Consider the following 14,647-nt stretch of genomic DNA (forward strand, 5'->3'; position numbering starts at 1 on the left):
GATCCCATACTGTGAAAAGGTATTCAGCGCGGCGGTCAGAATGGCCTGTTTCTTTGCGCTCACCGCCTGTGAACGCTTGCCACTCTTCTTTACTGCATCCTGAGCCATGCGCCCTCTCCTTTATATTTACGGCTTCAATACCTATTTTGCGGGCTACGGCCAAAAAAAGAAACCGCCGGGATGAACCGGCGGCTTGGAGAAACGCTAACCTGTCATTCATCGCTAGGTGCCGCGATGACTACCATGGCTATTTTTCCCTCCTTTTTTGCCCGCTTCTGAGGCGCGTTGGGGATCGTTTTTAAAATTCCCGCCGCTATGCTGGCCCCCCTTACGACCTGCTTCTGATGCTCTTTCACGGTCTTCGGCAAAGTTGCCTGAACCGCCACGATGGTTTGCCATTACTGACCTCCAGTTGAGAGAACGATACAGTGCATTACGTAGATGAAAAGCGTAATCGCCCGCACAGTTGCGCGGGTACTGTTAAGGTTAGTCGCCACAGGGCCATACGAGGGGATTTGGTCATATTTTGTCATATCTGTCGCCGGATTTTCTTCCGGAAGACGGGGCCTGCGTCATAATTAGCTATTATGGCGCAGGAAAATGGACGCACAAAAATGTGTCATGATGCGTCAAACCAGCGCGCTGGTTTATTTCAGGATCCCCAGATACTGGCCGTCTTTCATCAACCGCACTTTACCGGTGCGCTGGTGAAACACGACGCGATAGGGTCCGTGAATGAACACATCGGCATCCACATTCGACTCTTGCTTAGTGGCCGTCTCGCCGTTCACCGTCACTCGGTCACCCACGCGCGTCACCGTCACGTCGAATCCCTGATAAACGCGCTGCTTCGCTATTTGTGCATACTGCACCACCGCCTGCGCAGGCGTCAGAGACGCCATGAATAGACTTGCCCCCGCCACCATTGCCGCTACCCTCAATTTGCTCATCCGTTGACCTTCCCTGTTTTCCTGTACTGCGATGAATTCTCCAGTAATCATCCCTAAAGATTGTTGATAATAATCAATCAAATAAATAGTTAGCGATCGGTACTATTGATAGAAAATATAAATTCAGCAAAAAACCTTCATTCAAAATAAAAGTGATTTTCGCTCAAACAATGGCCGCATTGCCTATTCCATAAGCAAAGTATCATCTTTTCACTGATTTATTGCTGGCTCGATGCAGCGCTCCCGCTATTTAGGTCTATGCTTAATAGGGCTTGTTATATGACCAACCAATTTGACACAGGAGAGTTAAGATGAGTGGAAATGCAAGTGTTCTGGTGCTCTATTATTCGATGTATGGACACATTGAGACGATGGCAAAAGCCGTTGCCGAGGGCGCGAACAAGGTCGATGGCGTAGATGTTGTCATCAAGCGTGTACCAGAAACCATGCAAGCTGAAGCCTTTGCAAAAGCAGGCGGTAAGGCACAGGCCATTCCCGTCGCGACCCCGCAGGAACTGGCAAATTACGACGCGATTATTTTTGGTACGCCTACCCGTTTCGGCAACATGGCCGGACAAATGCGGACCTTCCTCGACCAAACCGGTGGCCTATGGGCATCCGGCGCGCTGTACGGCAAACTGGCGAGCGTTTTCAGCTCAACCGGGACCGGCGGCGGCCAGGAACAGACCATCACCTCCACCTGGACGACCCTTGCGCACCACGGTATGGTGATTGTTCCTATCGGCTACGCAGCGCAAGAACTGTTTGATGTTTCACAGGTTCGTGGCGGTACGCCTTACGGCGCAACGACCATCGCTGGCGCGGACGGCTCACGTCAGCCAAGCCCTGAAGAGCTGGCGATTGCTCGCTATCAGGGTGAGTACGTGGCGGGGCTGGCCGTCAAAATGAAAAGCGAATAAGTAAGGGAGCAAGTTATGCCCACACAAGAAGGCAAAGCACATCGTATTGGCGAATGGGCCAGTTTGCGTAACACCTCACCGGAAATCGCCGAGGCGATTTTCGAGCTGGCGAAATACGATGAGAAAGTCGCGGAACAAATTTGGGAAGAAGGCAGCGATGCTGTCCTTGAATTGGCCTTCAGCAGAACGGATAAAGACGCGCTGTTCTGGGGCGAGCAAACCATTGAACGCAAAAACGTCTGATTGATAGCGTCTAATACGCCGACGGCCGGTACTACCGACGTCGGCGTTTTTTATACCTCACGCGCGGGCGTGACAAAAGACTACGCCGCCACCCGCCGCTGCCAGCGTTTCGCCACCCGCTCCAGTCCAAAGCACAATACGTAATAGACCGCGCCGATAAAGATAAAGATCGCCGTCGGGTAGATCTGCACCCGGTTATTCACCTGTCCCGCCACCGTGGTTAATTCCGGCACATTCACAATAAACGCCAGCGACGTATCCTTAAGTAGACCGATGAAAATCCCTACCAGTGATGGCAGCACGTTACGCAGCGTTTGCGGCAGCAGAATCAGCCGCAGACCCTGTCCAGCGCTGAATCCCTGAGTTAAAGCCGCTTCAAATTGCCCCTTCGGCAAGGCTTGTAAACCAGCCAGCACCGAGTGCATCACCATCGCCGCAGTAAACCAGGCTAAGGCCAGCGTCACGGTGACTGCCCCCGGCATGTCGCTACCGGTGAGCATGGGCAGCAAATACCACAGCCAGAAGATGACAAAAATCAGTGGGATCCCGCGAATAATCTCCGCCCATAGATACAACAATCGCCGCACGGTACCGGGAAAACGCCAGGCCACGCAGGCCAGTACTATCCCCAGCGGCAGCGCCAGTGCGCCTGCGCCTAGCGCCATCATTAGCGTCAACGCCACGCCGCCAGGCTCCCCTACCGCTAGTCGTCCCCACAAGAGATAGTCGAGATTGTCGTAAATCACCGCCAGATTAGCGTTCATGCTGAATTCCTCCCTCCACGTGGGCGGCTTCGCGCACCCGCCTTGCCTGGCCAACGGGCCTTGGCCCAAGTCGAGTCAACAGCAGCCCCAGCACCACGCCGGTCAACAAGTACAGCAGGGTACCGACGGCAAACGCTTCCAGCGCATGCGCGTTATAGCTTTCGATTTGTCGCACCTGATAGGTCAGCTCGGCAAAGCCGATGCCGCTGGCCAGCGATGAGAGTTTCATTAGATTGAGATACTGACCAACAACGGGCTGCCAGGCGTTAGCCAGCCCTTGCGGTAGCAGCACATGACGCAGCAATCCAGCGGTTGAAAAACCCTGAGCCAGCGCGGCCTCGCGTTGGCCGTTGGGAACGCTTTGCAGCCCGGCTGCTACCTCTTCAATCAAAAATGCCGAGGTAAACACCCCCAGCCCCCACGCCGAGCAGAGAAATTCCGGCGTCAGCCACCAAACGTCACCCGGCAGAATCGACCAATCGTGCGGGTCATTGACGAAATCTCGCAGCCCCTGCGGCAGGAAATTCCACGCTGCGAAGTACCAGAACAACAGCTGCACCAGCAGCGGAGTATTACGAAAAATCGATACCCAGCAGGCGGTGATCCCCTGCCCCAACCGACCACCCGCTAAGCGCAGCAGCAAAAACAGCGTCGCCAGTGCGCTTGCCAGTACCACACCGGCGAGCGTCACCCACAGGGTCGTGAGAAAACCGGAGACAATCCATTGCAGAGGCTGCCCGCTAAGCACCCCCTGCCAATCAAAATGCATCATGGCTCGCTCCGATCCTGATGCAGCGGGTCGAGCACCTTTTGCAGAAAACGGACCGCGCGCGGATGCTGCGGGTGGGTAAAGAACTCACCAGGCGGCGCCACTTCCAGCACATCACCACCGTCAATAAACACCACCCGGTCGGCAATTTCACGGGCAAACTGCATTTCGTGGGTGACCACAATCATGGTAATACCGCTGTGCGCCAGCGATTTCATCACCTGCAAAACTTCGCCGATCATTTCCGGATCCAGCGCCGAGGTCGGTTCATCAAACAAGATGATTTGCGGCGACGAGGCCAGCGCCCGTGCGATCGCCACGCGTTGCTGTTGGCCACCGGAGAGCTCAGACGGCATGGCATCGGCTTTTTCCGCCAGCCCCACCCGCTCAAGCAGTTCCCGTGCCCGCGTTTGTGCCTCGCTGCGCTTCCAGCCGTGCACCGACTCCAGCGCCAACGTAATGTTCTGCGCCGCCGTCAGGTGGGCGTAAAGGTTAAATTGCTGGAAAACAAAGCCAATTCGGCTGCGCAGCTGGCGTAGCGCTTTCCCGCTCAGTTGCCGGGTCGGTTTATCATCCACCAAAATTTCGCCGCCGCTGAGTGTCTCTAGCTGATTAATCAGGCGAATCAGGGTCGACTTTCCCGAACCAGAAGGCCCGAGGATCGCCACCACTTCACCGGGATTTATCGCTAAATCAATGCCATTGAGCACGCGATGACGACCATATTCTTTTACTACCTGGCGAAACACCACGCTGGCGTTGTCCAGATGTGAAAAATCCGCGGCCCTGGCCGCGGAGTGAGAGAGTAAAGCCGACAACATATTATTTTGCTTCTATGGTAAAGGAACGTGGCTGCGGGGCTTTGGTCGTCGGGCCAAACCAGGCATCATAGATTTTCGCCGCTTCACCGGATTTTTCCAGCGCCACCAGCTCATCATTCACCGCTTTCAGCAGCGCCGGTTCACCTTTTTTCACGCCGACGCCTATCTCTTCTTTGCTCAGCAGCTCCGGCAGAATTTTAAACTTGGCTTTGTCCGGCGCTTCGCCCAGTAGCCCTGCGAGAATGGTGCTGTCCTGGGTAATGGCCTGCACGTTGCCGTTACGCAGCGCGGTCAACGCCAGCGGGATATCGTCATAGGAGAGCACGCGCGCCTGCGGGAAGCGCTGGTGCAACGTCTGCTCGCCGGTGGTGCCTTTTACCGCACCGATGCGCGCTTTGCTGTAATCATCCAGCTTGTCGCCGCCTGTAGCGGGTACCAGGAACTGCTGTCCGGTGACAAAGTACGGCGTGGAGAAATCAACAACCTGAGCACGTTCCGGGGTGATGGTAATATCGGCGACAATCAAATCCGCCTTACCGGATTGCAGCAGTGGAATACGGTTTGCCGGGTTGGTCGCCACTAGCTCCAGCTTCACGCCAAGTGCTTTGGCCAGCGCTTTGGCGAAATCCACGTCGTAGCCCACCAGTTCGTGAGTTTTGGCATCCACGGAGCCAAACGGCGGGTTGGCGTCAAAGGTGGCAACCTTTACTACGCCTTTGGCTTTAATATCCGCCAGTTGGTCAGCCTGAGCGCTGAAAGTAGTTAGTCCAGTGGCCGCCAGGCCTACCAGCAGTGCGAGTTGTGTGAGAGTCTGTTTTGCCTTTGCCATAATTTTTCTCGATACCCTGTTTTTGTCGTGTCTTTTTACGCTCCCACAGTGCCGTCAGCGGAACAAATAACGATTCGTTATTCCTTATAACGAAAAAGGGTATACCCCAACCTATTGTTATTAAAAGGTAAAAAAACATCATGACTGGTAACCTATGCGCAAAAATCGCCATTGCTTTGACCCATTTCGCATTTGCAAAAATAATGGTTTTACTGCTGAAATAGAGAGGGCTGATGTAAGTAACCAATTATGATTTCACGATGTGATTGTTTCTTATCGTTACCAGTGGAAACAATAATCCGCAAGCGTCATCGACGACAGGCAACCTATGATGAACCCGGCAAAAAAGTAGGGTTTTCCCCCTGTTACTCGAACGTTATGGATGATTAAAATGTTTAAATTTACCCGCACGGCTTTATTGGTTGCCACACTGGCTGGCGCTGCTTTTGCTTCCCAGGCTGCCACCACCACTCCCGCTCCAGCACAAGATCCGATTGTTCAGCACCTGAAGCTGAGCGATGCGCAGGTTTCTAAAATCCAGTCACTGCACGATCAGATGGTGAAAAACGTCAAAGGCATTTCGTTGAAAGAAGTCAAAGACGGCATGATCATCGACATGATTCAGTCTGGCAAATGGGATGACAACGGCGTTAAACAGCAGCTTTCTGCGTTTAGCAAAGTTGACCAGCAGGTTCGCTACTACAAAGTGAAGTACTATTTTGACCTGAGCCAAGTGCTGACGCCTGAGCAGCGTAAACAGGTTCAGAGCGATCTGGCCCAGGCTGCAAGCGAGTAAGCCGCAAAGCCTCCTCCCGCGGTGGCGAAACCCGCCGCGTGGAATAACCCCCTTCCCCGATTCCCCCTCTTTTGCACACAACCGATTTATCTTCCACCTTTATTTATTCCTCAATGGAATAAAAGATGTAAGTCTGTGAGCGTTCAAACCCTTTCAGCACTGGAATATAGTTTCCCTCAGTTCATAACTCATAAAGGAAACAACCATGAAAACACAATCCGTTATCGTCACCGGTGCATCAAGCGGGATTGGCTTCGCCATCGCTCAGGCTTTCCTCCAGCGCGGTGATAACGTCATTGCCAACGCACGCACGCTGGCGGATCTGCAAAAAGCCGCGAAACAACTCGGTTCACCGGATAATTTACTGCTGGTTGCCGGTGATATTGCTCTGCCTGAAACCGCGCAAACTCTTTTTGCTCAGGCTGAGGAACGTTTTGGTCAGGTCGATGTTTTGGTCAGCAATGCTGGCGTGTTCATCTCTAAACCGGTCACTGACTATAGCGAACACGACGTTGAAACCATGCTGGCGGTGAATATGAAAGGCTTTTTCTATCCGGCCCAACAAGCGGCAGAACATATGCGCGCCCACGGCGGCGGTCATATCATCGCCATCACGGCGGCCATTGCCATGCAGCCGAATATCCATGTTCCCGCCCTGCTGCCCATCATGGTGAAGGGCGGGCTAAATCAGGCCGTGAAGGGGCTGGCGCTGGAGTTGGCAGATAGTGGGATCATGGTCAACGCGGTCGCCCCAGGTATTATCGCCACGCCGATGCACGCCCAGGATCCGCAAACGCTGGAGGCGCTAAAAACCATGGCCCCGACGCATCAGGTCGGCAACGTGCAGGATATCGTTAGCGCGGTAATGTACCTGGCCGACTCTCAGTTTGTCACCGGCAGCATAATGGCGGTAGACGGTGGTTCAACCGCCGGGAAGTGGTAATCGGAGGACAGATGCCATACGTCAATATTAAAGTGACCGATGAAAATGTCACCGCGCAACAAAAGCGCCAGCTGATTGAAGGGGCGACGCTGCTGCTTGAACAGGTGCTGAATAAACCCCGCGCCACGACCTATGTGGTTATCGATGAGATAGCGACCGACAACTGGGGCGTCGGCGGAGAGAGCGTCACCGCGCTCCGGCTGAAGCCTCCTCAGCGATAAAACGCCGGTGTGATGCCTGGCGCTTGTCATATATCATGAGAACGCTCCCGGCCAGCAGTAAGGATACCGACTCTCTATGACGCAGCGTTTGAACGACATTATGATCAGCAGCATCACGCTTTTTTGCCTTGCTGCCGAGCATCAAAGTTTCACCATAGCGGCGCAGGTCGCCGGTATCTCGCCGGCGGCGGTGAGCAAAACCATCGCGCGATTAGAAGAACGCCTCGGCATCGTGCTGTTTGTCCGGTCTACCCGGCAGGTCAGGCTCACCGATGCGGGCAGGCAATACGCGGCGCAGTGTCGCGCCGCGTTAGCGTTATTGCAGCAAGCTGAACAGCAGGCAACGGGAAAGCAGGAAGTCCCTTCTGGAACCGTGCGAATCAGCCTTCCTGCCGCCTACGCCCACTGGCGGCTCTTCCCGCTCATTCCGCAATTCCAGCAGCGCTACCCGCAGGTGCATCTGGAATTTCACATCAGCAACCGTTGCGTCAATTTCTCTCGTGATGATTATGACCTGGCGATCCGCGGCAGCGAACTTGCCGACTCCAGCTTGATTGCGCGGAAACTTGAAGATGCTGAACTGGCAATGGTGGCCTCGCCCAGTTATCTCCGGCAGCACCCGCCGCTGAAAACAGTCGACTGTCTTGCGCAACATCAGTGTATCCAGTTTGTGCTGCCCGGCAGTGGGCGACAGGCGGCGTGGCTGGTACGTCGTGATGGCAAACAAAAAGAGATTCTCCCCAGCGGTAATCTGCTGTGTTCGGAAGATTACCTGGGTGGATTGTCGCTGGCAAAACACGGGGCGGGGATTTATCAAATCTATCGTTTTGTCGTGGCAAATGCGCTGGATAGCAATGAATTGCAGGAAGTTTTACCGGACATCAACCGCGCTACGCGCCCTTTCTACCTGATTTACCCGCAGCTCCAGCATATGCCGCAACGAATCCGGGTATTTGTTGAATTTATGCTGGAAAATCTTCGCCGCGATTAGTCGCCGGGCCCGAACTGAAACATCCTGGGCCCAGCGACGTTTATCACGCCGTGACGTTGCTTAACCACGCGCCCAGGTTTTCCACCGACAGCTGCGACGGCGCGTGTTCGGCTGGCTGACCTTGCCTGATGACCAGCAGCGTCGGCAGTCCACGCACGCCTAAACTGGCGGCCAGTTCCTGATGCAGATCGGCATCCAGATAGCGGGTTTCCAGCGGCGCAATCCGTGCCGCCAATTTGTCATGCGCCAGCAGCTGCCAAAGCTTGCGGCAGTGCACACAACGCTCCGCGCCCACGAACAGCAGTATCGATTTTTCGCCATTCAGCTCTTGCGCGGTGCTTACCGGCGTAAAGGCGCTTTCCGTTACCCGGAACAACTTCGGGCTGCGGCGCAGAGTGTCGTTATCCGTCGCCACGCACAACGCATCGGCGCTTTTGCTGTAGGGCTGTACGCCCGCTACGCGTACCACGCTTTGTGCCGACCCCGCTGCCGCCCCCGGCTGGCGCAACGTTCGCACATCCACCGGTTCAATGGGCGTCTCCTGCTGCAGCGCCAGCTGAGGGATCCACGCATACGGAATACGATAGGCGCGATAGACCATATTGTTATTCAGGGTCTTACCCCAATACGGCGAGATATATTCCCAAACAATTTCATGGTCGCGCGTCACTTCAAAAATACGCCCGTTCGAGCCTTCGTTAATCAGGGTATTGCCGTTTTCCAGCCGCTGCATATTGCTGATGTACGGGCTGTAGAAACGGTAAGAGTCTGTCGGCTGCGGCAGATCCGCCTCATAAGGCGAGTAGCGCCATTCGATATCCAGCGTCAGCGGGTTGATCTCAAGGATGCGTGAATAGTCGCGCCAGGCGTTTTTTACTCCGTCCGCCGAGGCCGGGTTCGGCGCGCCGTATCCTGCCCAGCCACCGTTATCGAAAATCAGGATATTGCCCGCACCTGGCAGCCCTTGCGGGATCATATGCGCATGGTGCTGGCCGATAATCCAACCGATATGCTTAAGCTCCGGCTTGCTGTAATCCGGCCCCAGCTGCCAGACAATTTTGCCGCTGGATTTATCGATGATGGCGATAATATTGGACTCACGGGCGTCCCAGATAATGTTATCGGGGTGGAAGCGTTCATCCCCCGCGTCATACCATTTATTCGGCCCCAGCGCCGACATCGAGTTAATGTGCATCCAGTCGCCCATGCCGCCGCCACTGGCGCGCATGTTGGGGTTCTTGTACAGCGCGGTGCGCGCCGCATCGTCAAAACCCAGCTCGTGGAAATGGTCGCTGCAGCGCCACTCCCACACCACATTGCCCTGCCAGTCGACTTCAATAATGGTGTCATCGAGCAGCAGTTTGTCAGAGATGTCTTCGTTCACCAGGTTAGTGTGGGCAAGAATCAACGTATTCCCCCCCTCCACCTGTGGCTCCAGTCCAGGCGCATAGTAGCCCACCGGGTTGCCCGCACGCTGATAGTCGTGGTGCGCGCGCGCCATCCAGCGCGTTTCATTACCCGGATCGCTCACCTTCTCATAGCGGTCGAATGACCAGGTGACGTTCCCTTCCCAATCGACCTGGATAAGGTCGAGCATATCCTGCATGCCATAGCGTGGGTCGCGCTCGCCGCTATGGCCAAGGATGGCGCCACCGGGCAAAATTTTGTTCGGAAAACCGTGCAGCTCGGGCCATTCACGCACCACCTGGCCGTTCATATCCACCAGCACCGCCCCGTGTTCGGTGGCCTGAAAAAGGGTGTAACCACTCCAGGCACGCTTGGGATCGTAAAGGGTAGCGCCGGTCGGATAAACGGAAGGAAATCCCATGTTATTGCTCCTTAAATTAAAAATCAGGCAGAAGTAATCAGATTACGGATATGCCGGCAGGCGGCGGAAAACGCGGCGTCATCACGCTGGCGCGGATGCGGTAGCGCGAGGCTGACAATCTCTTTGATTCGTCCCGGCCGCGGCGACAGCACCACCACCCTGTCGGCAAGCGCTACCGCCTCTTCCACATCGTGGGTCACCAGCAGCGTCGTGGTCCCCGCGTCTTGATGAATGTGTAACAGCTCCTGCTGCAGGGTATGGCGGGTCAGCGCATCCAGCGCGCCAAACGGCTCATCGAGCATCAGAATTTGCGGCCGGGCGACGAGCCCCCGGGCAATAGCCACTCGCTGGGCCATGCCGCCGGAAAGCTGCGCAGGCAAAGCGTCAGCAAACTCGGTAAGCTGCACGAGGTCGAGCATCTCCAGCGCCCGCTGGTGCTTCGCCGCGCGGCTCAGTTTTTCCTCCGCCAGCCCCAGCATCACGTTGTCGACCACGTTCAGCCACGGAAACAGGCGCGGCTCCTGGAACACAATGCCGCGCTCTTTGCCGACGCCGGTGACCGGCTCGCCATTGATGAGGATCTCCCCCTGGGTGGCGGATTCCAGCCCCACCAGCATGCGCAAGAGGGTGGATTTGCCGCAGCCGCTGCTGCCTACTAGCGCCACCAGTTCACCGGCGGCGATGTCGAGGCTGAAATTGTGCACGGCCGTCACCTGCTGCCAGGATTTACGCACGTGCTGAAAAGAAACCAACGTCGAGGTTGTCATCATTGCTCCTGTTGGCGCCAACGGGTGGCGCGAATCTCCAGTAAACGCCCGGCTTTATCCAGCGCCGCGCCGGTCAGGCCGATAAGCACCATGCCGCAGAGAATGGTCGGCATATCCAGCAGCTGTTGGGCATTGATCATCAGGCTGCCGATACCGACGCCGGAGGACATGAAGTATTCCGCACCGATATTGCCAAGCCAGGCATAAATCAGCGCCAGCCGCAGCCCAGCAAAGATCCCCGGCGCGGCACCGGGAAGGATCAGCCGACGCAGGCGCGTCAGGCCGCTTAACCGCAGCACCTGGGCCACTTCATCAAGCTGCGGGTTACGCTGGAGCACCGCCTGAAGCGTGCTGAAAAACATCGGAAAGAACGATGCCAGCGCGATAAAGACGATTTTGCCGCCGTTATCGTTTCCGACCCAGGCGGTCAGCAGCGGCAGCCAGGCAAACAGCGCGATATGGCGCAAAACGTTAAGGGTGGGTGTGAAGATCTGCCCGGCGCGTGGACGCAGCGCCAGCAGCAATCCGCACAGCAGACCGCTGGCAATGCCGATAGCGCCGCCAACCAACGCCCGGCTTAGGCTTGCCAGCATCGCGTCGCTAAGCTCGCCGTTGACCACGCCCTGGACAAAACGCTCACCCACCGCCAACGGTGACGAGAAGAGCGCCCCGTCAATCCAGCCCCCCTGATTCGCCAGTTGCCACAGCACCAGCAGCACGACGGGTAATTGCAGCGCACGCCAGCTGGCCTGCGGCTTCCACGCCAGACGGCCGGCCGCTGGCTGCGGCCAGAACACCAGCCGGGAATAGGCGCGGTTCACCGCCCACTCCATGAGCATGCCGCTGATACCTACCACCGCGATGGTGACGAAGGCAATATCCAGTTGAAACAGCTGACGCCCCCAGACCATCAGGTAGCCAATCCCTTCCGACGAGGCCAGCAGCTCAACCACAATCAAGGAAACCCACGCTTGCGACAGCGCCAGCCTCAGGCCAGTAAACCAGCCCGGTAAGCTCGCCGGAATCACCAGCCAGCGTAGCCGCTGCCAGCGGGAAAAGCGCATCACGCTGCCCGCCTCGCTCAGCGCCTGCGGCACGCTGGTGACCGCCTGCTGGGTGTTGATGGTCATCGGCACCACGGTAGTTTTCACAATGACCGCCAGCTTGAGGCCGTTATCAATGCCGAACAGCACCATAAATAGCGGGATCCATCCCAGCGTGGGGATTTGCGCCAACGCATAAAACAGCGGTTCCACCCGCTGCGCGGCGGCGGGCACCAGGCCAAACAGCGCACCCAGCAGCGTGCCGGCTATCGCCCCTAGCAGCAGGCCCAGCGCCAAATGCTGAAGGCTAAATCCCCACTGCGCTAACAGATCGCCGCTGAACAGCGACCACGCGGTCTCGGCCACCACCGACGGCGCGGGCAGGATTTGCGCTGGCATCCAGCGCTCCTGCGCGGCGACGTACCACACCAGCAGTACGAGCGCCGGTAGCAGCCACGGCCAACCGTTGAGACTGAGGCGCGGCCTGCTGGCGAGGCGGGTTCTTAAAATCATCTGCGACATAGCGGTCCACATTTCAGAAAGTGATATCGCTATAAAAACGTGCCTTGCGCCGCACTGCCATTGCGTTAAGCGAATAATCCCGATGCAGCGAATGCATTTCAGCCTGCCGGGTACGCCGCCTCTGATTTAGCTTTTTTTCACCCATTCTTTGCCAATAAAAGCATTTAACACCCGGGCCATCGGCTCATTAGGGTGAGAAAAAAACGCACAGGAGCAATACGTTATGATGAAAGCATTTTTTAGCCGCACCGCGCTGGCGCTGGTTGCCGTGTTTGGTCTGCTGGCCAGCGCCCACGCCGAAGAGCTGCGCACCATTCGCATTGGCGTGCCGGACCAAAGCGCCGGAAGCCAGCCGTTTATCGAAGGGCCAGTCGGGATGGCCTATATCCGCCATCAGCTGGAAGAGGTATTCAAGCCCCAGGGCATAGAAGTGAAATGGCAATTTTTCAAAGGCGCAGGCCCCGCGGTGAATGAGGCGTTAGCCAACCAACAGCTGGATTTTGTCTATCTGGGCGATTTAGCGGCAATTATCGGCAAAGCCAACGGTCTGCCAACGCGCCTGCTGCTGGGTAGCCGTGGTTCGGAGTCATATCTGGCGGCGACCAAAGCCTCTGGCATTAAAACGCTGGCAGACTTGAAAGGTAAACGGGTGGCGGTGTATCGCGGTACGGCAGATCAACTGGCTTTTGACCGCGCGCTGGCCACCGTCGGCCTCAACGAGCGCAGCTTACAGGTGATTAACCTCGACTGGACCGCGGGGAAAGCGGCACTGGCAGCCGGGCGCGTAGATGCGGTGTGGGGCGGCGTTTCGCTGCTGGCGCTGCGCGGCGATAAAATTGATGTGGTGGTGAAAAGCGGTGACTCTGGCCGCCAAAACACCACCCAGGCGGCATTCCTCGGAACCCAGAACTTTATCGAAGCGTGGCCGCAGGCGACCCAGCAGATTATCAATGTGCTGGTCCAAAACGCCGCGGAAATCAGCGATTCGGCCAATACCCAAGCCTGGTCCGCCGAGATGGCGAAGCAAAGCCAAATCCCGCAGGCGCTGTTCCTGGAAGAGCTCAAACCGCAGGATCTTAACTTCACCACCTCACCACGCATCGATCCGTTTCTGACCGATAGCTTTAGCAGCAGCGTGGAACAGGCCAAAACGGGCCGCCTTATCCGCAGTGCGTTTGACGCCCATCAGTGGGTGGACGGTCAGTTTGTTGAGCAGGCGCTGAAAAACCAGCAACTGGAAAAACACTGGCCGCAGTACGATACCAAAGGCCAGCCGACCAACGCCGGTTAACCCCTCACCTCCTCCGTGAGCCGCCGCGCATGATGCTGGCGGTCAAGCTGGAGGATAATCGCCATCAGCTTTTCCACCAGCGGCGGCTGGGCCGCATGCACCGGGGAGATAATGGCAAAGCGGGTCTGCATCAGCCGCCACTCATCCGGCAAATCGCTCAGCTCCAGCTTCACCAGACGATGGCTGTGCTGGCACAGCGCAAAGCCATCTTCACTGGCAAAACTTATCGCATCGGTATGCGCCAGTGTGGAGAGCAGCGCATAGATATGATCGCACTGGATCGCTGGCGTAAAGTCCTGCTGCTGGCTGAGCGTCGCCAGCACCTTACGCACGCCAGGTGGTAAATACGGCGCAGCAAAGGGATAGCGCAGCAGGGTTTGAATGGATACCGGTCCCTGCTGCGCCAGCGGGTGATCGGCATGGCAGACAAAAAAGCAGCGCTGCGGGCTCAGCGGCTGCACGCGCAGCTGCGGATCCAGCTCGGCCTGCCAGCTATCGGCCACCACGAACGGATATTGCTGGGTGGTCAGCGCGTGATGCAGGGCAAACCAGTTATCGATATGAAAGCGTACCCGCGCCTGCGGGAGCTGACGGTGAAACTCGCCGACGGCGGCAGGAATCAGCCGCGCTGCAGGCGCCGGGCCGCAGCCAAAGGCCACTTCACCATTTTGTGCATCATCCGCCTCTCGCAGCTGACTGCTCAGTTCAACGTTGAGTTCCTGAAAACGACGCGCGTAGGGCAACAGCTTTTGCCCATGCAATGTGAGCGTCGGAAGCTTGCTTTGCCGGTCGAATAGCGGATGGCCGACGCTCTGCTCCAGCGCCTGAATGCTGCGGCTAAACGCCGACTGCGACAGACAAACCGCTTCCGCCGCACGATTAAAACTGCCGTATTCTACCAGCGCGACGAAATTACGGAGTTGGCGAAAATCCAGATGCATATGCCCGC

At 56.8% G+C, this 14,647-nt stretch carries 17 protein-coding genes and 1 pseudogene; 7 read left to right on the forward strand and 11 right to left on the reverse strand.

Features of this window, described 5'->3' with window-relative positions; translation table 11 throughout:
- The 3 genes and pseudogenes from KP80_RS23050 to KP80_RS05555 all read right to left on the reverse strand — a co-directional run.
- Nucleotides 1–108 (reverse strand): annotated as a pseudogene (locus tag KP80_RS23050) (HTH-type transcriptional regulator RutR); the annotation flags it as partial.
- Nucleotides 109–222: 114 nt separating this feature from the next.
- Nucleotides 223–399, reverse strand: coding sequence for a general stress protein (locus KP80_RS22250; RefSeq protein WP_053390153.1), 177 nt, complete (start codon nucleotides 397–399; stop codon nucleotides 223–225).
- 248 nt (nucleotides 400–647) lie between these two features.
- Nucleotides 648–950 (reverse strand): hypothetical protein, encoded by a 303-nt coding sequence (locus KP80_RS05555; protein WP_052282600.1) that lies wholly within the window; start codon nucleotides 948–950, stop codon nucleotides 648–650.
- Nucleotides 951–1,261: 311 nt separating this feature from the next.
- On the opposite strand from KP80_RS05555, the gene wrbA reads away from it, so the two are divergent.
- Nucleotides 1,262–1,870: an NAD(P)H:quinone oxidoreductase gene (gene wrbA / locus KP80_RS05560; protein ID WP_052282601.1), complete on the forward strand. Its 609-nt coding sequence runs from the start codon at nucleotides 1,262–1,264 to the stop codon at nucleotides 1,868–1,870.
- Nucleotides 1,871–1,885: 15 nt separating this feature from the next.
- Entirely contained in the window at nucleotides 1,886–2,113 is a 228-nt protein-coding gene (locus KP80_RS05565; protein ID WP_052282602.1) for a YccJ family protein, read from the forward strand.
- 80 nt (nucleotides 2,114–2,193) lie between these two features.
- On the opposite strand, the gene KP80_RS05570 is transcribed toward KP80_RS05565, so the two are convergent.
- From KP80_RS05570 to KP80_RS05585, 4 genes are read right to left on the reverse strand one after another with little or no spacing between them, the layout of a single operon-like run.
- Nucleotides 2,194–2,877 (reverse strand): amino acid ABC transporter permease, encoded by a 684-nt coding sequence (locus KP80_RS05570; protein WP_052282603.1) that lies wholly within the window; start codon nucleotides 2,875–2,877, stop codon nucleotides 2,194–2,196.
- Nucleotides 2,867–3,649, reverse strand: a complete 783-nt coding sequence (locus tag KP80_RS05575) for an amino acid ABC transporter permease (RefSeq protein ID WP_052282604.1) — start codon at nucleotides 3,647–3,649, stop codon at nucleotides 2,867–2,869. Before KP80_RS05575 ends, KP80_RS05570 begins: the two co-directional genes overlap by 11 nt.
- Nucleotides 3,646–4,467, reverse strand: a complete 822-nt coding sequence (locus KP80_RS05580; protein ID WP_052282605.1) for an amino acid ABC transporter ATP-binding protein — start codon at nucleotides 4,465–4,467, stop codon at nucleotides 3,646–3,648. Before KP80_RS05580 ends, KP80_RS05575 begins: the two co-directional genes overlap by 4 nt.
- Nucleotide 4,468: 1 nt before the next feature.
- Nucleotides 4,469–5,296, reverse strand: a complete 828-nt coding sequence (locus KP80_RS05585; RefSeq protein WP_052282606.1) for an ABC transporter substrate-binding protein — start codon at nucleotides 5,294–5,296, stop codon at nucleotides 4,469–4,471.
- Nucleotides 5,297–5,687: 391 nt separating this feature from the next.
- Between KP80_RS05585 and KP80_RS05590 the strand changes: the two genes are divergently transcribed.
- The 4 genes from KP80_RS05590 to KP80_RS05605 all read left to right on the forward strand — a co-directional run bounded on the left by KP80_RS05590 (nucleotide 5,688) and on the right by KP80_RS05605 (nucleotide 8,247).
- The gene (locus KP80_RS05590; protein WP_052282607.1) at nucleotides 5,688–6,092 is read left to right on the forward strand and encodes a Spy/CpxP family protein refolding chaperone; all 405 of its coding nucleotides are present in this window, start codon (nucleotides 5,688–5,690) and stop codon (nucleotides 6,090–6,092) included.
- A gap of 205 nt (nucleotides 6,093–6,297) precedes the next feature.
- The gene (locus tag KP80_RS05595; RefSeq protein WP_052282608.1) at nucleotides 6,298–7,035 is read left to right on the forward strand and encodes an SDR family NAD(P)-dependent oxidoreductase; all 738 of its coding nucleotides are present in this window, start codon (nucleotides 6,298–6,300) and stop codon (nucleotides 7,033–7,035) included.
- 11 nt (nucleotides 7,036–7,046) lie between these two features.
- Entirely contained in the window at nucleotides 7,047–7,256 is a 210-nt protein-coding gene (locus tag KP80_RS05600; protein WP_052282609.1) for a tautomerase family protein, read from the forward strand.
- Nucleotides 7,257–7,332: 76 nt separating this feature from the next.
- Nucleotides 7,333–8,247 carry a LysR family transcriptional regulator gene (locus tag KP80_RS05605; RefSeq protein ID WP_052282610.1) on the forward strand — a complete coding sequence of 305 codons (915 nt, stop codon included), beginning with the start codon at nucleotides 7,333–7,335 and terminating at the stop codon, nucleotides 8,245–8,247.
- Nucleotides 8,248–8,290: 43 nt separating this feature from the next.
- Here KP80_RS05605 and KP80_RS05610 read toward each other — a convergent pair whose 3' ends face one another.
- The 3 genes from KP80_RS05610 to KP80_RS05620 are packed head-to-tail and all read right to left on the reverse strand — an operon-like array spanning nucleotide 8,291 to nucleotide 12,407.
- Complete coding sequence (locus KP80_RS05610) at nucleotides 8,291–10,075, reverse strand: aryl-sulfate sulfotransferase (protein WP_052282611.1); 1,785 nt, start codon at nucleotides 10,073–10,075, stop codon at nucleotides 8,291–8,293.
- 23 nt (nucleotides 10,076–10,098) lie between these two features.
- Complete coding sequence (locus tag KP80_RS05615; RefSeq protein WP_052282612.1) at nucleotides 10,099–10,842, reverse strand: ABC transporter ATP-binding protein; 744 nt, start codon at nucleotides 10,840–10,842, stop codon at nucleotides 10,099–10,101.
- The gene (locus KP80_RS05620; protein WP_052282693.1) at nucleotides 10,842–12,407 is read right to left on the reverse strand and encodes an ABC transporter permease; all 1,566 of its coding nucleotides are present in this window, start codon (nucleotides 12,405–12,407) and stop codon (nucleotides 10,842–10,844) included. Before KP80_RS05620 ends, KP80_RS05615 begins: the two co-directional genes overlap by 1 nt.
- Before the next feature lie 223 nt (nucleotides 12,408–12,630).
- Between KP80_RS05620 and KP80_RS05625 the strand changes: the two genes are divergently transcribed.
- A complete protein-coding gene (locus KP80_RS05625; protein ID WP_052282613.1) occupies nucleotides 12,631–13,698 on the forward strand; it encodes an ABC transporter substrate-binding protein in 1,068 nt (355 codons plus the stop codon).
- Here the strand turns inward: KP80_RS05625 and KP80_RS05630 are convergent.
- A complete protein-coding gene (locus KP80_RS05630) occupies nucleotides 13,695–14,639 on the reverse strand; it encodes a LysR family transcriptional regulator (RefSeq protein ID WP_052282614.1) in 945 nt (314 codons plus the stop codon). The genes KP80_RS05625 and KP80_RS05630 overlap by 4 nt on opposite strands.
- Nucleotides 14,640–14,647 lie beyond the last annotated feature (8 nt).

Origin of the sequence: Kluyvera genomosp. 1 (genome assembly GCF_001266615.1) — a bacterium.
GTDB classification, from domain to species: domain Bacteria; phylum Pseudomonadota; class Gammaproteobacteria; order Enterobacterales; family Enterobacteriaceae; genus Kluyvera; species Kluyvera cryocrescens_A.